The organism is Pantoea sp. MT58, from assembly GCF_014495885.1.
Taxonomy (GTDB): Bacteria; Pseudomonadota; Gammaproteobacteria; order Enterobacterales; family Enterobacteriaceae; genus Pantoea; species Pantoea eucalypti.
This window is the reverse complement of the sequence record NZ_CP061083.1, coordinates 2,438,075-2,465,044: the sequence shown is the minus strand read 5'-3', so window position 1 is coordinate 2,465,044 and position 26,970 is coordinate 2,438,075. Positions and strand designations below refer to the sequence as shown.

Below are 26,970 nucleotides of genomic sequence, written 5' to 3'. Positions count from 1 at the left end.
CTAAAATCTCCCGCTCCCTATACCCCGCGCCTTTCCCTGAGAGGTGCGCGGTATAGATGCCGAACCGCTAACCGCAGGAATCCGTTATGCGCTTTACGATAATAACGACTAAACCGGGCCAACAGCCGCCTCAGACTCATTGTGATTTCTTCCCGCCCGGCGGCACCATTGGTCGCGGCGTGGATAACAATCTGGTGCTGCCAGATGATGACCGGACGCTCTCCCGCCTGCAGGCGATTGTGCACATCACCGCGAACGGCGAATGTCGCCTGACCAACCGTGGCAATGTGACACGTGTGCTGCTCAACGATATTCCGCTGGAGCGCGGTCGGCAGGTTGAACTGCAGGATGGAGACATTCTCGGCATTGATGATTATCAGCTGCTGGTCAGCGACCTCAACGGTGATCATCAGCCGCAGATGGAAAGGGCCGCTCCTCGTCCTGAACCCGTGCAGCCCGCTGCACCTGTTCGCGAACCTGCAGCCGAAAAAGCCAGCACCACCGCTGCCATTCCCAGCGAAATCTGGGACAGCCTGGCGAAAGAGTTTTCGATTTCAGACGATCTCTCTAAACGCAAAGCGGTGCCGGAGATGCCGGATGCCCATCCGCTCACCACACCTGCTGCTGCTGACCGGAATCCGGAAGATCCGCTGGCGCAACTGATCAACGATGCGCCGCTGGATTATGGTCAGAAGCCCAAAAGCAGCAGCCTGTTTGATGACGGCGATGCGCTCTTCGCACAGCAGAGCATTTTTGACGATCGGACGCCGAGCACGCTGTCGGCTCAGCAGCATAACGCGCCAAAGCAGGCTGAAGCGCCCGCCGCTGAACTGGACCCGCTTAGTCTGTTTGACGGCGAGAGCCAGACTGATGTGCGCAACCATGACGATCCATTAGGACTGATGATGGGCAATGCGGTGCCGCTGGCACAGCCGGAGCTGCCGACAGCGAAACCGTCCACGTCGCCGGTATCGCCTCAGCAAGAGGCAAAGCCTGAGCCGGTTACTGCACACGAACCCGAGCAGGTCTCCGTCAGCCTGAACGAAATGGAAAACTCACCGCTGTTCAGCGGTATCGACTTACCGGTTGATGACCAGCCTCAGAGCCAGGTGCACAGCGAAGCCCCACGCCAGGCGGATGAAGCGGAGTCCAGCCAGCCTGACGCGGTGAATCCGCAGAACGACTACGGCGGGATCACGCTGCCCACGCCCCAGACAGTGCAGCGCACGCCATCGCCGACGCCCAAAGGGCGCCTGCGCATCGATCCGGTTGCTTCCGGTCATCATCATGCCGCTGCAGTTCCTCCCTCAACACCGAGCCAGAGCAGCGGCGACGCCCTCAAGGGCGAACTGCTGGATGCGCTGCTGGAAGGCATGGGCCTGCGTGACCTGCAGCCGACGCCACAGTTTGATCGCGAACAGATGCTGCAGTTTGGTCAGATGCTCAGCATGTTCTCACAGGGCACGGTGGCACTGCTGTCGTCGCGTTCGATCCTCAAGCGCGGCGTCAAAGCCGACATGACGGTGATCCTTGATGATGCCAACAACCCCTTCAAGCTGCTGCCGTCGGGTAAAACCGTATTAATGCAGATGTTCGGCAGCCGGATGCCGGGCTTTATGCCGCCGCGTCAGGCGGTGCGTGATGCGCTGATCGATCTGCAGGCGCACCAGCTGGGCATGATCGCCGGTATCCGCGCCATTATCGCCTCAATGCTGCAATCCTTTAACCCGGAGCAGCTGGAAGAAGAGGCGCGTCAGGCAGGTTCAGTGTCACGTATTGGTCTGCCGGGCAGCCGCAAAGCAGCACTGTGGGAGCATTTTGTTGAGCGCTACGGCGAGACCGCGGGCGAGATCGAAGACGACTTTCATACCCTGTTTGGCGAAGCGTTTCTGCACGCCTATGACCTGGAAGTCAATCAGTACAAAGACTCACAAACCCACACGGATGACGCATGAATATCACTATTGCCTCGACGTCCAATCAGGGCGATCGCGCCAGTAATCAGGATCAGATCGGTGATGTCATCGGTACGCGTTCAGCCTGCTTTGTCGTCTGCGACGGTGTAGCCGGGTTTCCCGGCGGTGACAGGGCGGCCGCCATCGCCCGCAGCAGCCTGCTGCAGGCCTTTGATGGCGATGCGCACCTCAATGCGCAGTCGATTCGCAACTACGTTAATCACGCGAACCACGCCATCCGGCAGCAGCAGAAAGCCAGCAGCGAACACAGCCGGATGGGGACCACGCTGGTCAGCCTGTTCATTGACCGCGACTACCATCTTGCCTGCTGGGCCCATGCAGGTGATAGCCGCCTCTATCTGTTTCGTCGCGGCTATCTCTATCTTGTCACCACCGACCACAGCCTGGTGCAGCAGATGAAAGATGCCGGACATCGCACCGAAGGCATTAACAGCAACCTGCTCTATTTTGCGCTGGGGATGGGTGATGAGCAGCGTGACGCCAGCTACAGCGACGTGGTCGAAATCGAAGATGGCGATGCCTTTTTACTCTGCACCGATGGTTTCTGGCATGGCGTTTCGCTGGAGCAGATGCAGCAGTCACTGCACATGGTGAACACACCGGAAGAGTGGCTGACGCTGATGCAGCAAATCATCAAAAACGATCAGTCGGATCAGGGGCAGCAGGATAATTTCAGCGCGCTGGCCGTCTGGATTGGATCGCCCCAGGACACCACCTTGCTGCACTCGCTCTCTGAAGCGGCGCAGTTCTTCCCTCTGCGAGATTGAGAACGCCAACATGAAATATGGATTACTGGGTCTGGCTGCGCTGGTGCTCAGCACGCAGGCTTATGCTGAAAACTATCGCATCGTACAGTCCCCGGCACAGAAACTGGATGTCTGGATTGATGACGTCAAAAACAATCAGCTGTCGAGCTGGTGTAACAGCACCATTAACCTGCGCATCGTCACGATGGGTGAGAAAAACCCGACTGTTTTAAAAGAGTTCTTGCCACGGGTAGCCGGACTGATGGCCACGCAGTGTAAACCGCTGCAGCAACTGCACTGGCAGCTGACCGATCCAGAGGGCAGTGAAATCGCCACCGGCAGTGCCGCTCGTGCGCAGCAGTGGAAAACCGTGGTGACGCCAGCGGCACCGCAGCAGCAACAGCAACAGCCAACCACGGCGGCCGTGCCTGTTGACGCTCTGCGCAATGCCGCCCAGGCGGATACCTCGCCGTGGCTGCAATTCAGTCTGCTGGATGGCTGCCATTTCCGCACCTGGTGGCAGCATCCGGCGCAGGGTAGCGCGCTGTTTGTTCCCGCAAAACAGGGGCTGGTCTGCGGTTCTGACGGCTGGCTCAGCGGGCAAAGCCGCCTGACTCAGCAAGGTAACGGTGCATCTGCGGCAATCGGCGTGACCTTCCTGCAGGGTTTCCCGGTGACGGGCCTGAGCAATCAGTCATCCACGGCCGAACTCCACATCACCACGGTCAATAGCGAGCGTATGGTGCTGAGCAACGAAAAATCCCCTGACAGCTGGCTGGTTCTTCCGTTCAGTAACCGTTTTAACGGCTGGCAGGCGGTGCGTCAGGTGGTGGTGCAGATGCCCGCCAGCGAAGCGGCTGATGAGAGTGCGGTTCAGGCGCGTCTGCAGGAAGTTCGCAAAGTCTGGTCACCGTGGGTCAGTGGGGATGGCACGCTCAGCGTGCAGCTGGTGGAAAAACTCCATCCTGAACTGAAAAATCCCGCCGCTGCGGTCTATCGCACCCTTAACTGACGCAAAAGGAGTTTGCATGGAATCCTTACAACACCTTCTGGCTAAAGCCACGCTCGGCGAAACACTGGCTGACGTCACCCGCCAGATTCAGGCGAATCCGGCAAATGCCGATCTGCGGGCTGCCTTTGTGCAATTGCTTTGCCTGTCAGGTAACTGGTCGCGCGCGCAGACGCAGCTGCAATCCTGGCTGGCGTTAAGTCCGCAGGCGCAACCAACCGTCAATCTGTTGCAGCAGGCAATCGCCGGTGAACTGCAGCGTGACGCGGTACTGCGCGGTGAGGCCGATCCGGTACTGCCGGGCAGCGCCTGGCACTGGTGCGACACACTGCTGGCCGCCTTACAGGCCGACACCGCGGGCGATGTCGCGCGCGGCACTGCACTGCGGGCTGAGGCACTCGACCTCGCCGACGCCAATCCCGGCACCGCCACCCAACAGGATCAGCCAACCGCATTCAGCTGGCTGATGGATGGCGACAGCCGTTTCGGTCCGGTGTGTGAAGTGATCAATCAGGGGCGTTACTACTGGATCCCGTTTGCCGCTATTCGTGAGATGCAGTTCCAGGCGCCTGCCAGCGTCACCGATCTGGTGTGGCGTCACACACGCGTGCAGCTGGTGGATGGCAGCGAGCAGGTGTGTCAGATTCCGGCGCGCTATCCGCTGCTGGCGGGTGCAGACGAGCGTTTTCTGCGTGCCAGCGTCACCGAATGGCAGACACTTGGCGATGATACGGATCAGTTCATTGGCCAGGGACAAAAAATGTGGCTCAGCGACAGCGCGGAATTCTCGCTGCTGAGCCTGCAGCAGGTCACGTTCGACAATACAGAGTCTGCCGATGAGTCATGATTCAGGCGCGCACAATGATGGCTATGCCCAGCTGCACGGCGGCTTTCGCGCGCGCAAAAAGCGCGATGCGTTGACCGCCCGCGACAAGCTGCAATCCTCATTGCTGGATCGCCTGACCGACAACGCGCCGGACAAGCAGCAGGAGGCGGAGAACAGCATGCTGATCAGCCACAGCACGCTGCGTCGCCACGTCCTGCGCGATCTGCAGTGGCTGTTCAACACTATTAATAACGAAGCGCAGCAGGATCTCAGTGGTTTCGATCAGGTGCAGCGCTCGGTCTGGAATTTCGGCGTTGCGCCGCTGGCCGGGCAGAACGTCTCCGATATTGAATGGCAGGATATGCAGCGCAAAATGACCAACGCCATTCTGCACTTCGAGCCGCGTATTCTGCCGCAGGGGCTGCAGGTGCGCTGCGTCAGCGATCTCGGCTCGCTCAGCCTGCACAACGTGCTGTCGATTGAGATCAAAGGGCGGCTCTGGTGTGTGCCTTATCCACTGGCGTTTCTGTTCCGCACTCAGGTTGATCTGGAGAGCGGCCATTTCGAACTTCAGGATGCAGGATAACCATGGACAGCAATCTGCTCGACTACTACAACCGTGAACTGGCCTACCTGCGCGAGATGGGGGCAGAGTTTGCGACGCGCTACCCGAAAGTGGCGGGACGTCTTGGCATGCATGGTATTGACGTGGCGGATCCCTATGTGGAACGGCTGATGGAGGGGTTTGCCTTCCTGACGTCGCGCGTGCAGCTGAAGATGGATGCGGAGTTTCCGCGCTTCTCACAGCGTCTGCTGGAGATGATTGCGCCATCTTATCTCTCGCCAACGCCCTCCATGGCGATTGCGCAGCTGACGCCGGACAGCCGCAAAGGTGATATCACTCAGGGTTTCCGGGTGCCGCGCGGCACCATGATGGAGAGCCAGAACCTGAAAAAAACCGGGGTGACCTGCAGCTACTCCACCGCACACGATGTGGTGCTGCATCCGCTGCGCATCACTGAAGCCAGCCTCGGCGGCGTGCCAGGTGATCTGCCTTCTGGCGAGCTGAAACTCACGGGCCTGGGCGCGGCAAGTGCGCTGCGCATCCGTATCACCTGTGAAGGGATCTCCTCGCTGAGTCAGCTCAACGTCGAGGACCTGATGCTGTTCCTCAGCGGCCCGGATATTCAGGCGCTGAAGCTGCTTGAGCTGCTGATGCAGCATCGGGTAGGTATCGTGCTGCAGTCGGTAGAGAAACGGCCACAGCGTCAGGTGCTGACAGATGACGCCCTGCAGCAGGAGGGTTTTGCGCCAGAGCAGGCGCTGCTGCCCGACGACCTGCGCAACTTCGACGGCTATCGTCTGTTGCAGGAATATTTCGCTTTTCCGGCACGCTTTCAGTTTATCAGCCTGAGTCAGCTCGGCCCGTTTTTGCGCCGCTGCGACAACGCCACAGCGTTCGACATTATCATCCTGCTCGACAAAGCGGACAGCGCGCTGGAAAGCGTGGTCGATCACAGCCATCTGGCGCTGCACTGCACGCCGGTCATTAACCTCTTCCCGAAAACCGCCGAGCGTCTGAAGGTCAGCGACAGTCAGCATGAATATCATCTGGTAGTGGATAACATCCGGCCGCTGGATTATGAGGTGCATTCGGTGCAGCGGCTGTTTGCCACCGTAGAGGGCAAGCGGGAAGAGCAGGTATTCCGCCCGTTCTGGAGCACCTTCAGCGGCGATCAGGGTGACTATGGCGCCTACTTCTCGCTGCGCCGCGAACAGCGCACCCTGTCAGAGCAGGCACAACGTTATGGCACGCGCACCGGCTACATCGGTTCAGAAGTGTTTCTGTCGCTGGTGGATGAGCATCATGCGCCGTGGCGCGACGACGTGCGCTATCTCTCTGCCGAGGTGATGTGTACCAGCCGCGATCTGCCGCTGATGCTGCAGCAGGATCAGGGCAATTTCGTGATGCCGGATTCCATTCCGGTGTCGGAGCTGAAGCTGTGCAAAGGACCGACGCCACCACGTCCGGCGCTGGCAGAAGGCCTTTCAGCGTGGCGGCTGATCAGCCATCTGCAGATGAACTATCTCAGTCTGATGGACAGCAGCGACGGGGAAGGTGCGGCGGCGCTGCGCCAGTTGCTGAGTCTCTACGCTAATCTCGCCGAAGCGCCAGTTGCCCGCCAGATTGACGGCATTCGTCACTGTACGCTCAGCGCGGTAAACCGCCGTGTGCCTGAGCCAGGGCCGGTGGTGTTTGCGCGCGGTGTCAGCATCACGCTGGAAGTGGATGAGCAGGCGTTTTCGGGTGCCAGCCCATGGCTGTTTGGCAGCGTACTGGAGCGGGTTTGTGGCCGGCTGGTGGCACTTAACAGCTTCACAGAGTTCACCCTGAACAGCCAGCAGCGCGGGGAAGTGGGCTACTGGCCGCCGCGCATGGGCAGGAAAGCGCTGATATGAGTGGCGAAAAAGTCATTACGCTGCCGCGTCTGACCCGACTGCCGGATGATTTCTGGCAGAAAGTCATGGCCGCGCCGTGGCGCTACGATCTGTTTCAGCTGCTGCGACGGCTGGACGCGCAGGGCGGTCAGCGTTATCCGCTGGGCCGTGCGCCGCTGCCGAAGTTCGAATCGGTACGCATCGGTCAGACGCCGTCACTGGCGTTTGCACCGGCCACCGTCGCCAGTGCCACCCCGCGTGAGGGTTCGGAGCGTCATGAGCTGTCGATCTACAGCTTTGGCCTGTTTGGCCCCAACGGCCCGCTGCCAACCCATCTGACCGAATATGTGCATGAACGCATCGTGCATCATCAGGATCACAGCCTGTCGGCGTTTGCTGACCTGTTTCACCACCGCGCCACGCTGCTGTTCTATCGTGCCTGGGCGGATGCGCAGCCGACCGTGTCGCTGGATCGTCCCGACGACAGTCGCTTCCTGAACTATCTCGCCTGTCTGGCGGGCATCGGTTTGCCGGCCCAGCAGCAGGCCAGCTCGCTGAGTCTCCATGCCCGACTGATGCTGGTGGGCCATCTCAGCCGTCACGGTCATGATGCGGAAGGGCTGGTGCGCATTCTGCGCCACTACTTTGGCGTACCGGTCCGGCTCACGCAGAACCTGCCGCACTGGCTGACGCTGGACAGCCGCGATCAGGCCCGACTGGGCGCGGGACGTCACATGCCCCGGCTGGGCGCCTCCGCGTTTCTCGGTGTGGCGGTACGTGATGTGCAGCACCGTTTTCGCCTGCACCTGGGCCCGCTCAACGCCGCGCAGTATGCCCATTTTCTGCCGGATGCGCCCGGCGCGCAGGAAGTGCGCGACTGGGTGCGTCACTACCTTGGCATCGAAATGCAATGGGATCTCAGTCTGATCCTGGCCGCTGACGAGGTGCAGGGTGTGGCGCTGGGCGGCACTGCCCGACTCGGCTACACCAGCTGGCTGGGGCAGATGCCGCAGCCGCACGATCGTGAAGATTTCATGTTTGAGGTTGAGGCTGCTTCACGCTAGCCCAGCCGCTTTCCCTGTTACACAGCCTGCGTCTTTCATTGAAGAGAGCCCCCTATGTCAGAAATCAGCCGTGCCGTGCTATTCGGCAAACTGGATACGCTGTTATTTACCTCGCTGGAAAGCGCCACCGCCTTTTGCAAACTGCGCGGCAATCCCTATGTCGAACTGGTGCACTGGCTGCATCAACTGATGCAGCAGCAGGATGGCGACTTACAGCAGGTCATCACACATTTTTCACTGGATGAAAAGGCCCTGACTCAGGACATCGTTGCCGCGCTGGATCGCCTGCCTCGCGGTGCCAGTGCGGTCTCCGACCTCTCTGAGCATATCGACAGCGCCGTTGAGCGGGCGTGGGTTTATGCCTCGCTGAAATATGGCGCGACCCGCATTCGCGGCGGTCATCTGCTGATTGGTATGCTGAAAACCTTCAACCTGGCCAGCGTACTGAAAGGCATCTCCGGCCAGTTCAGCCGGGTTAATGCCGATGCGCTGCTGGCGGATTTCGACACGCTACTCAGTAACAGCAAAGAAGCGCAGCAGGCGATGAGCGCACCGGCGGACGCGGCGGGCGCACCGCCTGCGGCCGGTGGCACGACGCTGGAACAATATGGACAGGATCTGACCGCGCGCGCCCGTGAAGGCCGCATCGATCCGGTAACCGGGCGTGACGATGAGATCCGCCAGATGGTCGATATCCTGATGCGTCGTCGTCAGAACAACCCGTTGCTGACCGGTGAAGCAGGCGTCGGCAAAACCGCGGTGGTCGAAGGCCTCGCGCTGCGTATTGCAGCGGGAGATGTGCCTGCGCCGCTGCGCGATGTGCAGCTCTGGCTGCTGGATATCGGCCTGCTGCAGGCGGGTGCCGGGATGAAAGGGGAGTTCGAAGCGCGACTGCAGGCGCTAATCAATGAGGTGCAGTCCAGCCCGACGCCGATCGTGCTGTTTGTCGATGAGATCCACACTCTGGTTGGCGCGGGTGGTCAGCAGGGCACCGGCGATGCCGCCAACCTGCTGAAACCGGCGCTGGCGCGCGGCCAGCTTCGCACTATCGGCGCGACCACCTGGGCCGAATACAAAAAGTACATTGAGAAAGATCCGGCGCTGACCCGCCGCTTCCAGACCGTGCAGGTGCAGGAGCCGGATGAAGCCAAAGCGATTCTGATGCTGCGCAGCACCGTCAGCGCGCTGGAGAAACACCATCGGGTGCTGTTGCTGGATGATGCAGTCACTGCGGCAGTGAAACTATCCCATCGCTACATTCCGGCGCGTCAGCTGCCCGATAAAGCGGTGGCGCTGCTGGATACTGCCTGCGCGCGCGTGGCGGTCAGTCAGGGCGCACAGCCTGCGGCGCTGGAAGATTGTCTGCATCGTCTGGCCGCGCTGGAGATTGAAGCGGAGATCATTGAACGTGAAATCCGCGTCGGCCTTGGCGATGTGACCCGCCAGCAGGCGATTGCCGCAGAGCGCACGGCCCTGGAAACTGAACGTGATGCACTGCAACAGCGCTGGCTGCAGGAGCGCGAACTGGTTGAAACGCTGATTGCGCTGCGCGCCCGCTGTGTAACCGAAGAGGATCCGGCGCTGCGTGAACAGCGCGATGCAACGCAGCAGCAACTCACGGCGCTGCAGGGCGACTCGCCGCTGCTGTTTGCCGCTGTCGATGCAGGCGTGGTGGCTGCCGTGGTCTCGGACTGGACCGGTATTCCACTGGGCCGGATGGTGAAGAATGAGATCGACGCCGTCCTGAATCTGGCTGACACCCTGAACCAGCGCGTCATCGGCCAGCGTCACGGTCTGGAGCTGATCGCCAAACGGGTTCGCACTACGCGCGCCCGCCTGGATAACCCCAACAAGCCCGCAGGCGTCTTTATGCTGTGCGGCCCGTCCGGTGTCGGTAAAACCGAGACCGCGCTGGCGCTGGCCGAGTCGCTGTATGGCGGCGAGCAGAACATCATCACCATCAACATGAGTGAGTTTCAGGAGGCGCACACTGTCTCGACGCTGAAAGGTGCTCCGCCGGGCTACGTCGGCTACGGCGAAGGCGGCGTGCTGACCGAAGCCGTTCGCCGTCGTCCCTACAGCGTGGTGCTGCTGGATGAGATTGAGAAAGCCCATCCAGATGTGCATGAGCTGTTCTTCCAGGTGTTTGATAAGGGCTGGATGGAGGATGGCGAAGGTCGCCACATCGATTTCCGCAACACCATCATCATTCTGACCTCGAACGTCGGCACGCAGTTGATCAGCGCGATGTGTGCTGATCCTGAACTGATGCCCGATCCGGATGCCCTGAGCACCGCGCTGCGTAAGCCGCTGCTGGAGGTGTTCCCGCCTGCGCTGCTGGGCCGTCTGCTGGTGGTGCCGTATTACCCGCTCAGCGATGAAATGCTGGCGGAGATTGTGCGGCTGCAGCTGGCGCGCATTGTGCGTCGTCTGGCCGACAACCATGGGATTGAGGCGCAGATCGACGAGTCGGTGGTGAGCCAGATCGTCCAGCGCTGTACCGAGGTGGAGTCGGGCGGTCGCATGGTGGATGCCATCCTCACTAACACGCTGTTGCCGCAGATGAGCCAGATATTGCTGAGTGCGCACGCCCGCGATGAACGCTATCGCCGCGTCGAAGTGCGTTGTGAGCAGGGCGAATTTGTCTGCCAGTTCGCTGTTTAAAGCTTAGTTATCAGAGAGTTTTCGAATATGTCGGAACATGATCAACCCCTGAATGTCCCCAACGCGCTGCCGCTGGGTTACCGCTTTAATGAGTTTGAAATCAAAGAGGTTATCGGCGGTGGTGGCTTTGGTATCGTCTATCGCGCCTGGGATCACCAGCTGGAACGTGATATCGCCATCAAAGAGTTTATGCCCGCGTCACTGGCGGTGCGCAGCGATGACCTTAATCTGGTGCTGCGCAGTGAACGTTTCAGCAAAACTTTTCACGCCGGACTGAACAGCTTTATTCAGGAGGCGCGTCTGCTGGCGCGCTTTAACCATCCGAACCTGCTGCACGTGCTGCGTTTCTGGGTGCAGAACGACACTGCCTACATGGGCACGGTGTTCTACAGCGGCACCACGCTCTCAAACTTCCGCGAACGCAATCCGCAGTCGGTAGATGAAACCTGGATCCGTCGCATGCTGCCGCCGCTGCTGGGCGCGATTAAAACCATCCATGAAGCGGGTTACCTGCATCGTGATATCTCGCTGGATAACATCCAGATTCAGAGCAGCGGCGAGCCGATCCTGCTGGACTTCGGGTCGGCGCGCAAAACCATCGGCAACCTGTCGGATGAGAGCGAGACCATGCTGCGTCCTGGCTATGCGCCGATAGAGCAATACAGCGACAACGACGAGAGCGAGCAGGGCGCGTGGACCGATATCTATGCGCTGGGCGCGGTGCTGCATACGCTGATTACCGGTGCACCGCCACCGGTCAGCGTGGTGCGGAGCATCGAAGATAATTATCAGCCGCTGGTGCAGCGTCGTCTGGCAGGATTTTCCACGGCGCTGCTCAGTGCGGTGGATCGCGCACTGGCGCTGAAGCCGGAAGATCGCCCGCAGAGCATTGATGATTTTGCTGTGCTGATGGCGCTGCCGGAACGCGAGTCAGAACCGCTGCTCAGCGCAAAAATGAGCGGGCCAGGTACGATGCTGGTGCCGATCACAGAAGAAGAGGAGGAGGTCAAACCCGCCTCGCCGCTGAAAACGCTGCTGGGACACCGGTTTGCACTGCCTGGCCTGGTGGCTGCGGGTGTGCTGGTCGGCCTGTGCGCCGGTCTGCTGATGTCACGTGGTAATGAGTCATCGCCGGCTGAGGTCGCGCAAAACAGCGCGCCTGCCGTCACCGTCGCACCGGTCAACCAGCCGGTGGCTGCGCCACCGACCCAGTCTGAGACTCCGCCGGATACCGTTGCCAGCGCCCCGGCTCAGACTGCTGAGCCTGCGCAGACCGCCGCACGTGAACCCGATCCACAACCCGCACCGCCACCCGCGCCGGTCGCTCAGGTTTATATCCGGTTGCAGCAGGGGGAACGCGTTCAGGTAAACGGTCAGCCGCAGGCGCTGGTGCCGGCGGTGAATGGCTTCGCGACGCTGCAGCTTGCACCTGGCAACTATACCTTTGCCATTAGCGGCCAGAGTGGCACCCGCCAGCAGACGCTGAACATCAGCGAAGAAGGCGTCTGGTTGCTCGATCCACACAGTTAATAGTCAGGGATTACTTATGTTCTCACGCATTACTGCACAGCTGCCGGCGGACGGCCTGCTGTTCCACACGCTCACCGGCACCGAGACGCTGTCCCGTCCGTTTGTGCTCACCGCCGAACTGCTGGCCACCGACGCGCGCATCGACCGTCACGCCCTGCTGGGCAAGCCGGTGACGTTTACGCTGCCCACCGACGGCCTGATGAACGCGCTGAGCCCGCGCTACCTCAACGGCAAAATCACCCGGGTGGCGGTGCGCAGCCAGGAGCTGAGCGGCACCCGCTACGCGGTCTACCAGCTTACGGTGGAGCCGGACCTGTGGCCGATGCAGCGCGACCGCAACCTGCGCATCTTCCAGAGCCAGACGGTGCCGCAGATTGTGCAGACGCTGCTGAAGGAGTACGCGGTCAGCGTGGAGACGCGCCTGGCGGGCAACTACCGGGTGTGGGAGTACTGCGTTCAGTATCAGGAGAGCAGCCTGGACTTCATCAGCCGCCTGATGGAGCTGGAGGGGATTTACTACTTCTTCCGCCACGAGGCGGACAAACATACGCTGGTGCTGTGCGACGCGCCGGACCAGCACCAGGCGTTTCCGGGCTATGAGACCATCGCCTATCACGTCACCCCGTCGGGCGGCGTGGTGACGGAAGAGGGCATCAGCCAGTGGTCGCTGGCGGAGAGCGTGACGCCGGGCATCTACAGCACCGACGACTACGACTTCCGCAAGCCGAACGCGTGGATGCTGCAGGCGCGGCAGAACCCGGCGTCGCCGGTGCCGGGCTCGGTGGACGTCTACGACTGGCCGGGTCACTTTGTCGACCACAGCCACGGCGAGTCCTACGCGCGCATCCGTCAGGAGGTGTGGCAGGCCGAGCACCACAGCGTCAGCGGGTCGGGCACCGCCACCGGCATCGCGCCTGGCTTCACCTTCGCCATCATCAACGCGCCGCACTTCAGCGACAACGGCGAATATCTGGTGACCTCGGCGACCTATGACTTCGCCGAGAACAGTTACGCCAGCGGCGACACCAGTGACAGCCGTCACAACATCAGCTTCACGGTGCTGCCGTCGTCGGTGACGTACCGCACGCCGCCGGAGACGCCGTGGCCGAAAACGCACGGTCCGCAGACCGCGAAGGTGGTGGGCCCCAAAGGCGAGTCGATCTGGACCGACCGCTACGGGCGGGTGAAGGTGAAGTTTCACTGGGACCGTCTGGCGAAGGGCGACGACACCAGCTCCTGCTGGGTGCGCGTCTCCAGCGCCTGGGCGGGTCAGGGGTTCGGCGGGGTGCAGATCCCGCGCGTTAACGACGAAGTGGTGGTGGACTTCATCAACGGCGATCCGGACCGTCCGCTGATTATCGGCCGCGTGTATAACGAGGCAAGCATGCCGCCGTGGGCGCTGCCTGCTGCGGCGACGCAGATGGGTTTTTTAAGCCGGTCGAAGGATGGCACGGCGGATACGGCGAACGCGCTGAGGTTTGAGGATAAGGCGGGTGAAGAACACCTGTGGATCCAGGCACAAAAGAACATGGATACCCATGTTAAAAATGATGAATCACATAGTGTTGGTGGCTCACAAACCGTCAGCATTAATCGAGACTACAAAGGTAAGGTGGCCGGTGCGCATGAGCAGGCAACACAGCTTTCACATACGGAGGTAATTGGTGGTGGTTTTTTACAACTAGTGCAGGGAGGCATTGTGCAAGCTTCTGATACCGGAATACGTCTGGTGGCTGGTCAATCCATTCTGGAATTAGGCGCTAACGGTCAGGTCAATCTGCAATGTATAAATTTCACAGTGAACGCGTCCGGGCAGGGTGAAATTAATACCGGCGGTACGCTGGATTTAAATATTAGTAAACCTGCCGCTGCTTCTGATACAGAGCCCACATCAGCACAAATTCAGAATGCTGTAAAAGCGGCATTTAATCAGGGAAGTAAAGAATAATGGAAATTAAATCATTTGCTCTTTCAGAGGGCACCCTCAACTTGTCTGATGCCTGGCAGGATCACAGCATCAATGTTCTGAAATTTCCTGCCAGTGATGCAACTTTAGTCATCACCCGCGCATGGGATATCTCACCTGAAGAAGAAAATGACTATTTCTCCCAGCAGCTGGCCAGGATTAAGCAGCGAATGAAGAAGGTTGTAATGGGTGAGCAGGTGACAAGCACTATTGCGGGCCAGTCTGCAAAAGAGGTCAAACTCTCTTTCGAGAACCAGCATGTCATGATGTATGAACAGCTAGCGATCGTGCGAATGGAAGATCATCTCCTTGTACTGACCTTTAGCCGAACGACCCCTTTTGATGCAGATACAGATGCGCTCTGGAACTCAGTCAAAGCGGGTATGCAACTGGGAGTCTGACGATGACGGATTTTATTGCAGCCCGTATCGACGACCCCCTGGTGCATAGCTCGGCGCTTGCCGATTTTGTGGGAGGCCTGGTAGAAGGTGCCATCGTTGCAGGAGTGATGCTGGCAGCGGGTACAGGAATTGGTGCGGTGATTGGCGGTGCAGCGATTGCCGGGCTGATTTTCAGCGGAAAACTTGAGGAAATCGGCGACGCTGCAGGCAAATTTGTCGACAGCGTAATTGATCCCGGACCGCCTGATGCGATCATCATCAGTGGGTCTGACGATGTGTTGATAATGGGGAAAAAGGCAGCGCGCGCAGCCGGCACTGTGGATCGTGGCTATCTTAATATGCCAGTTGCCCAAGATGAAGGCATTGACTGGGCGGGGATCGGTATGCTTGCGCTTACTGGCGTAGCAATGGCAATGAAAACAACACTGAATCCCGGTGCTGCGCTTATGTCAGTGGCTGAGAAGGCTAGCCACATTACGTCTGATGACATTAAAGATTGGGGAAAAAGCGTCTGGACCAGCCTGACTCAGCCTGTGGTGGAAAGTGCAAACCCTTATGCGGCACCCATGCCGCAGGATAAAGTCGCATGTGCTAAAGGCCATATGGTCACCAGCAGTAATTTTATCGCGCAGGGTTCAAAAAAAGTGTTAATCAATAACCAGCCTGCTGCGCGTAATGGTGACAAAAGCACTTGTGAAGCAGTTATTAAAATTAGCGAAAATCCCCGTGTACGCATCGGCGGCGATACCATTACAGTGCGTGACATCCACAGCGGTAAAAACATGCTGGCGTATATGGCTGGTAATTTACTGGGCGGGGCCCTGGCAGGGGTACTGCCACAGCTGATCAAGTTTGGTTACAGCCGTCTGATTCTGCGCGGCCTTGCTAAAGAAATCATTTGCCCGCTCGGCGGCATCGTCGCAACCGAAGCCGCTGCTCAGGCAGTCATTAAAGCCAGTAGTACGGCATTTCCTGTCAATATTGCTACTGGCGCTAAAATCCTTGCACAGGATGAAGACCTCGATTTTGTGCTACCGGATCGCATACCACTCAGATGGCAGCGTATTTACCACAGTCGCAACTTAGCAGCCGGGATATTAGGTACTGGCTGGATGCTGCCTTTTGAAACCCGCTTGTATCGTTTGCCGGATAATCAACTGATGTTTCGTGATATGACTGGCCGTGAGTTGGGCATGGGCAAGGTCAATACAGGAGACGTCATTGATTTTCAGGAAGAAGGTCTGAAACTGTTCTGTAGCCCGAACGGTGCGATGGTGATACAGCATCATGACGGCGAACACCAGCTTTACGAACCGGATCCCTTAAATATGGGCGAATGGCGCCTGCATCGTCTCTACGATCGCCATGAAAATGCTCAATATTTTGAATGGAATAAGCAGGGGCAGTTGGTACGCATCTTTAGTGATAATGAAGCACTTGATGTCGAGCTTGAGTATCAGGAGTGGGGACGGCTTAGCGCAGTATATCAGGTTTGTGGAAATACGCGCCGCTGCATGGTGTCTTACCGTTACAACGAGCAGAACCAGCTGATCATGGTGAGCGATGCGGACAACATCGTTTTGCGCCAGTATGGCTGGGATCGGGCTAGTGACATGCTGGCATGGCACAGTTTTTCAACCGGCCTGAAAGTTCAGTATCAGTGGCAACCCGCTCTGGACAGCAGGCACTGGCGAGTTTCTTCCTACCAGGTGCTGGATGAACAGGCAAGCGTGCTGGAAAACTGGCGTATTAATACTGACGAAAAAGAACGCATCGCCTATGTGAGTAACGATGAAGGTGTATCCAGTCAGCATCGCTGGGATATGTTGTACCGTATAACGGCTTATACCGATGAACATGGCGGTAGCTGGGCATTCAACTGGGCTGGGACCAGTGAACAGCTAAATGAGATGGTACAGCCCGACGGAGCCCGCTGGGAGTACGCTTTTGATGCGCGTGGAAATCTGACGATGGAGCGCGATCCGCTGGAGCGCACCACGCTTAAAACCTGGCATCCGTTATATGCGCTCCCGTTGAAAGAGGTGTTACCGAACGGTGCAGTATGGCAATACGAGTATAATCTAGCCGGTGATGTTGTGTCTCTGACCGATCCGGAAGGTGCAACCACACTTTTAAAATGGAATGAACAGGGAGATCTGGTTGAGCGCATAGATGCTCATTGTAACCGGCACTGTTTCTGGTGGGACAGTCGTGGCCAACTAATCCGCGAAGAAGACTGTTCCGGTTACCCTGCTCGCCGTCAGTATGATGATACAGGAAGGCTGGTAAGCATCACGGATGCGCTGGGCAATACACAGCGATTTGCATGGAGTCCGGCGGGGCGACTTGAAATTTTAACGCGTCCGGACGGACGTGAAACCCGATTCGAATACAATAAAGCCGGCTTACTATGCGGGCAAAGTATTGAAGGTATTCTGGCGCATAAAGTTACTTTAAATTCCCGTGGTCAGGTCATTGAGGCAGTTGATCCGGCGGGCCAGAAAACACAGTTTCGTTTCAATCGGGCTGGGCGACTGACAACATTAATTAACAGCAACATGCAGGAGTGGCATTTTAGCTATAGTTCGACTGGATTATTGCAGCAGCAGCAGGATTATGCAGGACGGAAGACCGAGTATCATTACAATGCGCTCCAGCAGGTAGAGTCGCTTATCCGCTATCCGGACAGCAGCAGCGAAATGCCGCCTCAAGTCACGAACTATGAATATGATGCGCTGGGGCGAATGACGGCGCGTGAAACATGTGAGCATCGGACCGAGTTCCGGCACAGTGCCCTGGCATTAGAGATTTGTCGCGCGCCATATCAGGAATGGCGTCAGGCTGCTATTGAGATGCGTGACCCGGAACATGCTGAATATCAGATATTTACCTATAATAAACTGGGCAGATTGATCAGCGAAAAAAATCATTCAGGGGAGTACTGTCATCAATATGATGCACTGAATAATCTGAGTGCAACGTCATACCCGGATGGACAGAAAATCGACTTTCTTCGTTACGGCAGTGGACATCTTCTGGAGATTCAACTCTCCTTCAACGCGAAAAAGTTGTCCCTGGCAGGATATCAGCGAGACCGTCTGCACCGGGAAACGAATCGCACGCAGGGCGTGCTAACGCAGGAGACATATTATGACGTGGCGGGACGGATTTCCCATCGGCGCTGTCTGGACAACCCGCGTAAAACGCTGATTGCAGAAAGACGTTACCAGTGGGATCAGGCCGATCAGATTATCCGTCAGATTTATACAGATGGCACACCGTCGTCGCCGCAGGAGAAATACCGACAGTTGCTATGGGGATACGATGCAGCTGGCAGGGTGACGCAAAGCATAATGCCGGGCTGTGATGAACAGTTTTTGTATGACGCTGCAGACAATCAGACAACACAGGATTTGCATCCGGTACGGAATAACATGCTGAGGCGTCTGGATGGTGTGCGCTGGGAATATGATGGCTTTGGTCGTATGACGGAGCGGCATGATAGCCACCGGGGTATTGTGCAGCGTTTTTTTTATGACAGTGAGCATCGTATCAGTGATGTTCAGATTGAGGGTGATATTGAATTCAGCCGCGCGCAATACTTGTACGATGCGCTGGGACGCCGTACGGAAAAACGCGTCTGGCGGCACCGTCAGGAGCAGCCGGAATGCACAAAATTTGCCTGGCTGGGCATGCAACTGGTTGGTGAAAGCAGCACTCACAGGCCAGACACAGGCGTACGCTATGTTTATGCAGAAAACAGCTACGAACCGCTGGCACGTATTGACAGCACAGGCGCGCATAGTGATATTTACTGGTACCACACCGAGATAAACGGCCTGCCGGACAGGCTGACTGATGAGGAAGGCAAAAGCGTCTGGCGCGGCAACTTCTCTGTCTGGGGGCGCACCCTGTCAGAACAGTGTAATGCGAGCTGGGGCGTGCCGCAGAACCTTCGTTTTCAGGGACAGTACCTTGACCGTGAAACCGGGCTGCACTATAACACGCTAAGATATTATGACCCGCGCGGCGGTCGCTATACGCAGCCGGACCCGATAGGGTTAAAGGGTGGATTGAATACTTACACCTATGTTAATGATCCAATGGTTTGGGTGGATCCATTAGGCTTGATTCCTTGGGAAAAAGGCACGTTTAACTCCTGGTTTAATGGCGCATCAGTTCAGGATATTATCGATAATAAATCAGCTGTTGAGAGTGCTCTTCGAAGTCCCGGTGGTATGCATGAAATGTTCCCTGTATCGATAGCATCTAAAGCGAAAGAGTTAGGGTTTAGCGCAGAAGAGCTTAAAGCAATGACAGTTCCGACTAGCGAAATTACATTTATTAATGTCACTGATAGAAATGGAATGCCTGTCCCAAATGGTCCTCATCATGGAAGTAAAGCAGGGCGGCATTTCCATAACAAACTTATCAGTGATTTAAAAAGTGCTGAAACTAAGATGCAAGCCATAGACATTATAGAAACACACCATTCGATCCACATGAAACGAACAGGATGCTTTTGATGAATACTAATTACGACGCGGATATTGTACATCTTTGGATAGGAAGTAATTATGATTCCGAAAAAGACTATTTGAAATATTTTGAGCTTGATTACTCAACTGAAGGGGATTTTGAGGATCCCTCCTATAAAGTTTGTGCATTTTGTCAGTATCTTGGCACAAAGTGGTACGATGAAGACTGTATAGGAATAATACCAAGAGAAGAAAAAGATGTTCCTCTTAATGAGATACTTGAGCAAGCAGCAGTTGATCTAAGCGAGATGGAAAAAATAAGAAATACATGCGCCAACTTGGGAATTGATAAAGCAAACGCCATTTTATGGTATTCAAATCTTGACGTTGATAATTTTCCTGCTATAGGTAGTGATTTTAAAGGATTAAAATATATTGGTTGCTTCAAAGGTGATTGATTTAACACTTTAAAAGTGATCTAACCTAGTTTCTTGGTATCTACCGGAGGCGGCTATTATGCTCATTCCGGTTTTTTATTCATAATTTCAACTCTCTGCTATTTTCTTAGAGATGCTCATATCCTTCAGTGAAAATTAACGATAATTTATATTTTATTATCTATTTTGACGAGTCTACTATTTTCATCGTGAGCTGGTCGCGAGGTTCAAGAATGCTTTCAAGTGGAACTATTTACTATTTAAATGAAGATGAAATTGTTTATTACAAGAAGAAATCCTTGGAGGTAAATAGCGATGCCTCTATTAAGCTATATCAGTATTATGCATTTTCAAATTTCATCAAGCCTGACATGATAAAATGGTTGAAAATATCTGCCTTACAAGGAAATGAGATTGCCAGGTACAATTATGCGGTTTATTTGATAAATAAAGGAGACATGATTGAAGCTTCGAGATTGATCGATGAGATTCAATCTTCTGGTGATGCTGCATCAGCTAATGAATTGAGAGAAAAGATTAGGTGAGTACATTTATGGGTATTTTATTAATCAATTTATAATTCTCTATGTTGCTTTTTAAAATTTCTCCAACTTAAGGGTAAATTTCACTGGGGTTATGATTAGGCTGGTAACTTAGCTCAGCTTTCTAAATTAATAGATCATCCGCAAGCGAGTCCTCAGGCATTAAATTTTCATTCTTCTATTTAAAGCCGCATTTTATCCGCATATTTGACCGCCCTGACTCAATCATCAAACTAATACGGAAACAACCAGCGTCAGATTTTCTTTATTATTAAGATTAACGGGTGAAGTTTATTTGTAACTTATCATAAATTCCGTGAGTGATTTTATTATTAGCAGTGTAGGATATTCGGATAATGTTGAGGGAGGTGGCCTTAGCAATATTGCTATAATTAGCGGCTACATAACGATTCTGGCTGCTAATTGATTTTTAAAAATGGATGGCAACAACATGGAGATTTTAGCATTTTTATTATTCTGGTCAGTGACGGTGTATTTTATCTGGAGCAGTAAGATGTCCTATGGGAAAAAAACGCTGGCTGGTATAGGGAAAGCTTTTGCTGGTGTTTTTATCGCCATTATTGCTATTGGGTTCGTGCTTAAAGGACTGGCAGTTATAATTCCGGGTTTTACCAGGGACGCCGCAGGGGACTTAATGGAGGCGTTAGGTGCATCATTATTTTTTATATGGGGTATGAAATTTATACTTGTCGGATTCTGCAATATGTTTGGCACTGTTATGGATTTTCACAAGAAATATAATGCAGACAATTACAGGCGGTTTTCACCGGCTATCAGTAAGCTGGCACCAGGGCTGTTCATTTTTTCAAAGGTCATTCTTTCTCTTGGAACTATAGTGATTTATTACGGCATCTGGCTGGCGAATTAAACTAAGAAGGGAAACAGGCTGTTAATATTAACAAGGAATATACTTTTCTTTTACGTCGGGCTTCTCCAGGGAAGCGATCTAACAGCGCTTCCGAAAATGCCTTTATACCCTGGCCAGAGAAGAAATCCTGTATTACCGTTGCGCTGCCAGGCAGCTTCCAGCCAAGGGACTGGAACCAGTTGCCTCCCTGATATCGGTTTAACTCACATCTGACGCTAATTAACCACGGATGACTCACCCTGCCTGGAAGTCTGGGCCGCGTATGAAGGCTGCCAGTGTGAGATAAATATGTCTGACTGGCTGTTTAAAAAGCCTGCCATGACGGGCTAAAAGTCCTGTAACACCACGGGAACTAAACCGGGACGGTGTGCTGCCTGTGTAGAGAGTTACAAACGGTAGGTGAAAGCAGCAGCGCGACACGCATTACCTGTCGACCGCGGATGGCTGGGAGCCACTGGTGCACATCGATACTCTGAATGACAGCGCCATGACGTACTGGTACCTAATCTCTAATATAAGCACGGAATCTGATTATGTTCTCACGCATTACTGCCCAGCTGCCGGCGGACGGCCTGCTGTTCCATACGCTCACGGGCACCGAGACGCTGTCCCGTCCGTTTGTGCTCACCGCCGAACTGCTGGCCACCGACGCGCGCATCGACCGTCACGCCCTGCTGGGCAAGCCGGTGACCTTTACGCTGCCGACCGACGGCCTGATGAACGCGCTGAGCCCGCGCTACCTCAACGGCAAAATCACCCGGCTGGCGGTGCGCAGCCAGGAGCTGAGCGGCACCCGCTACGCGGTCTACCAGCTGACGGTGGAGCCGGACCTGTGGCCGATGCGGCGCGACCGCAACCTGCGCATCTTCCAGAGCCAGACGGTGCCGCAGATTGTGCAGACGCTGCTGAAGGAGTATGCGGTTAACGTGGAGACGCGCCTGGCGGGCAGCTACCGGGTGTGGGAGTACTGCGTGCAGTATCAGGAGAGCAGCCTGGACTTTATCAGCCGCCTGATGGAGCTGGAGGGGATTTACTACTTCTTCCGCCACGAGGCGGACAGGCACACGCTGGTGCTGTGCGACGCGCCGGACCAGCATCAGGCGTTTCCGGGCTATGAGACCATCGCCTATCACGTCACCCCGTCGGGCGGCGTGGTGACGGAAGAGGGCATCAGCCAGTGGTCGCTGGCGGAGAGCGTGACGCCGGGCATCTACAGCACCGACGACTACGACTTCCGCAAGCCGAACGCGTGGATGCTGCAGGCGCGGCAGAACCCGGCGTCGCCGGTGCCGGGCTCGGTGGACGTCTACGACTGGCCGGGACACTTTGTCGACCACAGCCACGGCGAGTCCTACGCGCGCATCCGTCAGGAGGTGTGGCAGGCCGAGCACCACAGCGTCAGCGGGTCGGGCACCGCCACCGGCATCGCGCCGGGCTTCACCTTCGCCATCATCAACGCGCCGCACTTCAGCGACAACGGCGAATATCTGGTGACCTCGGCGACCTATGACTTCGCCGAGAACAGTTACGCCAGCGGCGACACCGGCGAGAGCCGGCACAACATCAGCTTCACGGTGCTGCCGTCGTCGGTGACGTACCGCACGCCGCCGGAGACGCCGTGGCCGAAAACGCACGGTCCGCAGACGGCGAAGGTGGTGGGGCCGAAAGGCGAGTCGATCTGGACCGACCGCTACGGGCGGGTGAAGGTGAAGTTTCACTGGGACCGTCTGGCGAAGGGCGACGACACCAGCTCCTGCTGGGTGCGCGTCTCCAGCGCCTGGGCGGGCCAGGGATTCGGCGGCGTGCAGATCCCGCGTGTTAACGACGAAGTGGTGGTGGACTTTATCAACGGCGATCCGGACCGTCCGCTGATCATCGGCCGGGTGTACAACGAGGCGAGCATGCCGCCGTGGGCGCTGCCGGCAGCAGCGACGCAGATGGGCTTTTTAAGCCGGTCGAAGGATGGCACGGCGGATACGGCGAACGCGCTGAGGTTTGAGGATAAGGCGGGTGAGGAACACCTGTGGATCCAGGCGCAGAAGAACATGGATACGCATGTTAAAAATGATGAATCACACAGTGTTCTGAACAATAGGACAGTTTCGGTGGGCGCTAATAATGAGACGCGAGTGGATGGTGACCATGCTCTCGGCACTCAGGGAAATAGTAAAACGCTGACAACGGGCAATCGTACTGAACAGGCCTTTGCTTCTTACACCATTGCAGCCGGAGACACTGTAAGGATCGAGTGTGGTCTGAGCGCGATTGAGTTAACTAAGGAAGGTGCGATTAATTTTATTGGTAAAAATTTTAACATTACCGTCGATGGTAATGGAGAGATTAATACCAAAGGTGGTGATTTACATTTAAATCCGGAAGGAGGAAGCGCTGCAATAATTGCACCGGGTAGTGGACATAAAAATAAAATAAAAAGTGAAATTGAAAACTACTTTTCTTCATCAGCAAAAAATACCAAAGGATAAAAATGGCCACCTATACTCTTCAGGAAGCTTCAATTGAACTGCCCGACATATTTAAAGACAGGACAATGAATCTTTTTACGCTCAGCGAAAATAATGCGAGTGAGTTTACGTTCGTAGTGTCTCGTGCATCTGCTTTTCATGACGATACAGTGCAAAAAGTGGCCGCTAGAATTATCAATGAGATGAGTGTCACTGTTCCCGCTTTTGTAAACGTAACATCACAACTGATCGAGATAGATAATCTGCCTGCAGTTGAGATTTTTTATCATTTTGAAAATGATGGCGCTGAGATCTGGCAAAAACAATCGATTGTTTTATTTGATGATGACGCCGGGGGTAAAAAGATTGTTTGTTATATTGGAACATGCCCAGGACGTTTTAATGATTATTATACTAAGCAATATCATGAGATTATTAACAGTATAAAATTTAATTCTCGTGATTCTGATGATGAGCCGGTACCCGTGGCAACTGATGCGTCGGGGATTTTCTTTTCTTTTGATAACGATACTAAAGTGCTTACCGCACATGAAACGGTGACATTACTTTATCAGAATGTTGATTTGAAAAGAGCTCTGAATGGCAGTTATTTGTTCTTTGACTCAGCGGGAAGCCCATTACATATCGCCGCCTTAAATAATGAAGAGCCGTTGCGCTATGCACTATGGACATCACCACACAGAAAAAACTCATCTGTAAGAGATATTCTTGGCATGGCAAAAGCCTTTAAAGGACCAGAAGATCTCGCCAGCGAATCACAAATCCTTGCGTTTCTTCAGAGACATAAGGATGTATAAATCATGGCTGAATTCAATGCTGCCAGAGAGCAGGACGAGATAGCCCACACAGCTTCTAAAGGCTGGATGATCGCCGGGTTAATTGGCGGTGCCATTTTAGGTGCAGCGGCCGTTGTTGTAACTGGTGGAGCGGCTCTGGTTGTCGTATCTGCAGCAGCAGCCGGTGCCTGTGCTGCCGGAGGGGTGGGTGAAGTGCTAGGGAGCATGTCATGGGCTCCGCGGCATAACACGGGCAAACTGTTATCCGGCTCACCGAATGTTTTCACTAACAGCAGAGCAGCGATACGTGCACATTTGTCCAAAGGCGACTGCGATGAGCACAGCGGCTCATCGCAACGGGTTGCCGAAGGTTCAGATAAGGTTTTTATTAATAATTTTCCTGCCGCCCGTATTGGAGACCGTTTGACCTGCAGTGCGGAGATATCTGGCGGTTCCACCAATGTCTTTATTGGCGGAGGCAAACTTCAGACCGACGATATCAACCCCGAAATCCCTGGCTGGGTAAACTGGGTGATGATGGGAGTGGGCACTGCTGCCGTTGCGGTCCTGGCTTCACCTGCTATAGCCCTGTTAGGATTAGCAGGCGCAATGGGTGGTGGTTACGCTGGCAGCTGGGTCGGTGGCAGACTGTTCGGGGAAGACTCTGACGGACAAAAATGGTCTATGCTGGCAGGCAGTTTTGCCGGTGGGGCATTGGGTGGCAAAGGGGGAATGAAGTTTGATGCCTGGCGTGCTGTCAAAACGGGTGAGAACGTTGAGGTTGTGCCTGAAGTTGTAGCTGAACCTGTTGTTCCGAAAATGTCTTTGTCTGAGGCTGTTGGAAAGGCCCAGGCGGATGAATGGATTGCAGCAGGACGTGCAAACGCATTGAGCAATAATGCGGTGAAGTCTGCAATGCTTACGGATGACCAAGTGGGAGCTTTATATGGCTATACCACGAATGAGGGTTACACAGCATTAAATCCAGCATTAAGAGGTCAAACTCCATTAACTCCAGAATTAGAAGCCTTTGCCGCACATGCTAAGGATGGCCTTTCCAAGCTCCCTCCTAATAAAGGACTTTCATATCGAGGGATAAATTCCCTTCCTGAAGAAATACTTGCTAAAAATCAGCCTGGTAACATTGTTTCAGATGGTGCATTTATGAGTACATCCTCAAATGAACCATTTCAAGGTAACATATTGATTAAAGTCAATGGTGCTTCCGGGCGAGACGTGGCATTTTTATCAGAGTATCCTCTTGAAGCGGAAGTTTTATACCCTCCAGACACACAATTTAAAGTTATCGAAAGAATTGATGATGGCGGGAATATTACATTGACTTATAAGGAGTTTTTATGATTGATCTTAGGGCTGATGATGATGCGCTTTTCATTTATGCCAGACGTTACGCTCATTTAATACCCCAGGCATCACGGCAGTTGATGAACAGAATGTCTTATGAGCAAAAACCTTTACGCGCTAAACCTGAGGACGCTCTCAAGCCAGAATGGGCGAAATCCTTACCTCAGAAAATTACTGATGAACAGGCATTAGATAAATGTCAGGGCGCTTTGATGGGGTTGGCGGTTGGAGACGCTATCGGCACAACGCTAGAATTTATGCCAAGAGATAAAGCTCGCGTTGATGATATGGTTGGCGGGGGACCTTTTTCTCTTAAACCCGGTGAGTGGACTGATGACACCTCGATGGCGCTGTGTCTCGCTGAAACTTATATTGAAAGCCATAAATGTGATATTACATTGTTCCGACAAAAGTTACTTAACTGGTATAAGAATGGGACAAATAGTTCTAATGGCGTATGCTTTGATATAGGTAATACAACGCGCTATGCGCTTGAGCAGTTTGTACTTCATGGACCAACCTGGATGGGGAATACTTCTCCTGAGACTGCAGGAAATGCAGCATTAATCCGCCATGCACCTACTGCTATTTTCAGAAGGAAATCGTTTATTGACGGTTGGCGAGATGCGATATTACAGAGTGAGGCTACACATTGTGCCGCAGAGTCTATAGATAGCTGTCGCTTTTTTAATGTCATGCTTCATTACATCTTAAATGGTTACAGTAAGAGTGAGAGCTTTGCTCCTCATCTTATGGGATCAACATTACGTGTATTGATCATCAATGCCGGTGAATATAAAGAAAAGCATCGGGATCAAATTCGCTCCTCGGGCTATGTTATCGACACCCTTGAGGCCGCATTATGGGCCGTCTGGCATACAGACAATTTTAAAGATGCCATTTTGCTGGCGGCAAATCTTGCTGATGACGCTGATAGTGTGGCAGCAACGGCTGGTCAGTTAGCGGGCGCATTGTATGGACTGTCAGGCATTCCTCAGGAGTGGGTTAATAAAATAGTCGATAAAGACAGAATTCTTGCGCTGGCCGAAAAGCTGTTTCACTTAGCACCTGAAGAGAAAGATTGATGATAAGATCCCATATCTGAAGTATGGGATTTTTTTTATAAATAAAAAGATTGAAGTTGAAGTGGTTTCTAATCACATTCACTAAACTGTAAAGACATTTCGATGAACTTGATCTGAGTAATAATGCATTGTTTGTTATTTATAAATTAAAATTATTCAAAAAAGAATTTTCTCCTTGTGTTTTCTGGTTGACATCCAAAAAACATGTTGACTAAAAAATTATTGCGATGACCATTTTCATAAATGTTTCTCGTTTTTAATCGGAATTTTTGATAAATAATTTCATCCTGAAAT

Annotated in this window: 19 protein-coding genes; all 19 read left to right on the top strand. The window is 54.6% G+C overall.

Annotated elements, in window-relative coordinates:
• Window positions 1–86: 86 nt before the first annotated feature.
• The 19 genes from tagH to tri1 all read left to right on the top strand — a co-directional run bounded on the left by tagH (window position 87) and on the right by tri1 (window position 26,676).
• Entirely contained in the window at window positions 87–1,955 is a 1,869-nt protein-coding gene (gene tagH / locus IAI47_RS11615) for a type VI secretion system-associated FHA domain protein TagH (protein ID WP_187961135.1), read from the top strand.
• Entirely contained in the window at window positions 1,952–2,743 is a 792-nt protein-coding gene (locus tag IAI47_RS11610) for a PP2C family serine/threonine-protein phosphatase (RefSeq protein WP_003853291.1), read from the top strand. The genes tagH and IAI47_RS11610 overlap by 4 nt, the downstream gene beginning before the upstream one ends.
• A gap of 10 nt (window positions 2,744–2,753) precedes the next feature.
• Window positions 2,754–3,734: a hypothetical protein gene (locus IAI47_RS11605; protein ID WP_003853289.1), complete on the top strand. Its 981-nt coding sequence runs from the start codon at window positions 2,754–2,756 to the stop codon at window positions 3,732–3,734.
• A 16-nt stretch (window positions 3,735–3,750) separates the two neighbouring features.
• Window positions 3,751–4,578, top strand: a complete 828-nt coding sequence (locus IAI47_RS11600) for a type VI secretion system accessory protein TagJ (protein WP_003853287.1) — start codon at window positions 3,751–3,753, stop codon at window positions 4,576–4,578.
• Window positions 4,568–5,143 carry a type VI secretion system baseplate subunit TssE gene (gene tssE / locus IAI47_RS11595; protein WP_003853285.1) on the top strand — a complete coding sequence of 192 codons (576 nt, stop codon included), beginning with the start codon at window positions 4,568–4,570 and terminating at the stop codon, window positions 5,141–5,143. The genes IAI47_RS11600 and tssE overlap by 11 nt, the downstream gene beginning before the upstream one ends.
• 2 nt (window positions 5,144–5,145) lie before the next feature.
• Window positions 5,146–7,017, top strand: coding sequence for a type VI secretion system baseplate subunit TssF (gene tssF / locus IAI47_RS11590; protein ID WP_003853283.1), 1,872 nt, complete (start codon window positions 5,146–5,148; stop codon window positions 7,015–7,017).
• Entirely contained in the window at window positions 7,014–8,060 is a 1,047-nt protein-coding gene (gene tssG, locus IAI47_RS11585; protein WP_003853282.1) for a type VI secretion system baseplate subunit TssG, read from the top strand. Before tssF ends, tssG begins: the two co-directional genes overlap by 4 nt.
• A gap of 54 nt (window positions 8,061–8,114) precedes the next feature.
• On the top strand, window positions 8,115–10,724 hold the full coding sequence (gene tssH / locus IAI47_RS11580) for a type VI secretion system ATPase TssH (protein ID WP_008925986.1): 2,610 nt from the start codon (window positions 8,115–8,117) through the stop codon (window positions 10,722–10,724).
• A 27-nt stretch (window positions 10,725–10,751) separates the two neighbouring features.
• A complete protein-coding gene (locus tag IAI47_RS11575; RefSeq protein ID WP_008925987.1) occupies window positions 10,752–12,254 on the top strand; it encodes a serine/threonine-protein kinase in 1,503 nt (500 codons plus the stop codon).
• Window positions 12,255–12,270: 16 nt separating this feature from the next.
• Entirely contained in the window at window positions 12,271–14,202 is a 1,932-nt protein-coding gene (locus IAI47_RS11570; RefSeq protein ID WP_187961134.1) for a type VI secretion system Vgr family protein, read from the top strand.
• Window positions 14,202–14,621, top strand: coding sequence for a DcrB-related protein (locus IAI47_RS11565; protein WP_003849020.1), 420 nt, complete (start codon window positions 14,202–14,204; stop codon window positions 14,619–14,621). The genes IAI47_RS11570 and IAI47_RS11565 overlap by 1 nt, the downstream gene beginning before the upstream one ends.
• Window positions 14,622–14,623: 2 nt before the next feature.
• Window positions 14,624–19,147 (top strand): RHS repeat-associated core domain-containing protein, encoded by a 4,524-nt coding sequence (locus tag IAI47_RS11560; protein ID WP_008927162.1) that lies wholly within the window; start codon window positions 14,624–14,626, stop codon window positions 19,145–19,147.
• A complete protein-coding gene (locus IAI47_RS11555) occupies window positions 19,147–19,557 on the top strand; it encodes an immunity 22 family protein (RefSeq protein ID WP_008927163.1) in 411 nt (136 codons plus the stop codon). Before IAI47_RS11560 ends, IAI47_RS11555 begins: the two co-directional genes overlap by 1 nt.
• Before the next feature lie 212 nt (window positions 19,558–19,769).
• On the top strand, window positions 19,770–20,081 hold the full coding sequence (locus tag IAI47_RS11550; protein WP_008927164.1) for a hypothetical protein: 312 nt from the start codon (window positions 19,770–19,772) through the stop codon (window positions 20,079–20,081).
• 448 nt (window positions 20,082–20,529) lie between these two features.
• Window positions 20,530–20,967 carry a hypothetical protein gene (locus IAI47_RS11545; protein ID WP_008927165.1) on the top strand — a complete coding sequence of 146 codons (438 nt, stop codon included), beginning with the start codon at window positions 20,530–20,532 and terminating at the stop codon, window positions 20,965–20,967.
• Between the two features lie 533 nt (window positions 20,968–21,500).
• Complete coding sequence (locus IAI47_RS11540; RefSeq protein ID WP_187961133.1) at window positions 21,501–23,450, top strand: type VI secretion system Vgr family protein; 1,950 nt, start codon at window positions 21,501–21,503, stop codon at window positions 23,448–23,450.
• Between the two features lie 2 nt (window positions 23,451–23,452).
• Window positions 23,453–24,247, top strand: coding sequence for a DcrB-related protein (locus IAI47_RS11535; protein ID WP_187961132.1), 795 nt, complete (start codon window positions 23,453–23,455; stop codon window positions 24,245–24,247).
• A gap of 3 nt (window positions 24,248–24,250) precedes the next feature.
• Window positions 24,251–25,588, top strand: a complete 1,338-nt coding sequence (locus IAI47_RS11530; RefSeq protein ID WP_008927181.1) for a PAAR domain-containing protein — start codon at window positions 24,251–24,253, stop codon at window positions 25,586–25,588.
• Complete coding sequence (gene tri1 / locus IAI47_RS11525) at window positions 25,585–26,676, top strand: ADP-ribosylarginine hydrolase Tri1 (protein WP_008927182.1); 1,092 nt, start codon at window positions 25,585–25,587, stop codon at window positions 26,674–26,676. The genes IAI47_RS11530 and tri1 overlap by 4 nt, the downstream gene beginning before the upstream one ends.
• Window positions 26,677–26,970: the final 294 nt, after the last annotated feature.

Excerpts from the sequence above, each read along its gene's own strand:
- tagH (WP_187961135.1), top strand. The coding sequence starts at position 87 with ATGCGCTTTACGATAATAACGACTAAACCGGGCCAACAGCCGCCTCAG.
- IAI47_RS11610 (WP_003853291.1), top strand. The coding sequence starts at position 1,952 with ATGAATATCACTATTGCCTCGACGTCCAATCAGGGCGATCGCGCCAGT.
- IAI47_RS11605 (WP_003853289.1), top strand. The coding sequence starts at position 2,754 with ATGAAATATGGATTACTGGGTCTGGCTGCGCTGGTGCTCAGCACGCAG.
- IAI47_RS11600 (WP_003853287.1), top strand. The coding sequence starts at position 3,751 with ATGGAATCCTTACAACACCTTCTGGCTAAAGCCACGCTCGGCGAAACA.
- tssE (WP_003853285.1), top strand. The coding sequence starts at position 4,568 with ATGAGTCATGATTCAGGCGCGCACAATGATGGCTATGCCCAGCTGCAC.
- tssF (WP_003853283.1), top strand. The coding sequence starts at position 5,146 with ATGGACAGCAATCTGCTCGACTACTACAACCGTGAACTGGCCTACCTG.
- tssG (WP_003853282.1), top strand. The coding sequence starts at position 7,014 with ATGAGTGGCGAAAAAGTCATTACGCTGCCGCGTCTGACCCGACTGCCG.
- tssH (WP_008925986.1), top strand. The coding sequence starts at position 8,115 with ATGTCAGAAATCAGCCGTGCCGTGCTATTCGGCAAACTGGATACGCTG.
- IAI47_RS11575 (WP_008925987.1), top strand. The coding sequence starts at position 10,752 with ATGTCGGAACATGATCAACCCCTGAATGTCCCCAACGCGCTGCCGCTG.
- IAI47_RS11570 (WP_187961134.1), top strand. The coding sequence starts at position 12,271 with ATGTTCTCACGCATTACTGCACAGCTGCCGGCGGACGGCCTGCTGTTC.
- IAI47_RS11565 (WP_003849020.1), top strand. The coding sequence starts at position 14,202 with ATGGAAATTAAATCATTTGCTCTTTCAGAGGGCACCCTCAACTTGTCT.
- IAI47_RS11560 (WP_008927162.1), top strand. The coding sequence starts at position 14,624 with ATGACGGATTTTATTGCAGCCCGTATCGACGACCCCCTGGTGCATAGC.
- IAI47_RS11555 (WP_008927163.1), top strand. The coding sequence starts at position 19,147 with ATGAATACTAATTACGACGCGGATATTGTACATCTTTGGATAGGAAGT.
- IAI47_RS11550 (WP_008927164.1), top strand. The coding sequence starts at position 19,770 with ATGCTTTCAAGTGGAACTATTTACTATTTAAATGAAGATGAAATTGTT.
- IAI47_RS11545 (WP_008927165.1), top strand. The coding sequence starts at position 20,530 with ATGGAGATTTTAGCATTTTTATTATTCTGGTCAGTGACGGTGTATTTT.
- IAI47_RS11540 (WP_187961133.1), top strand. The coding sequence starts at position 21,501 with ATGTTCTCACGCATTACTGCCCAGCTGCCGGCGGACGGCCTGCTGTTC.
- IAI47_RS11535 (WP_187961132.1), top strand. The coding sequence starts at position 23,453 with ATGGCCACCTATACTCTTCAGGAAGCTTCAATTGAACTGCCCGACATA.
- IAI47_RS11530 (WP_008927181.1), top strand. The coding sequence starts at position 24,251 with ATGGCTGAATTCAATGCTGCCAGAGAGCAGGACGAGATAGCCCACACA.
- tri1 (WP_008927182.1), top strand. The coding sequence starts at position 25,585 with ATGATTGATCTTAGGGCTGATGATGATGCGCTTTTCATTTATGCCAGA.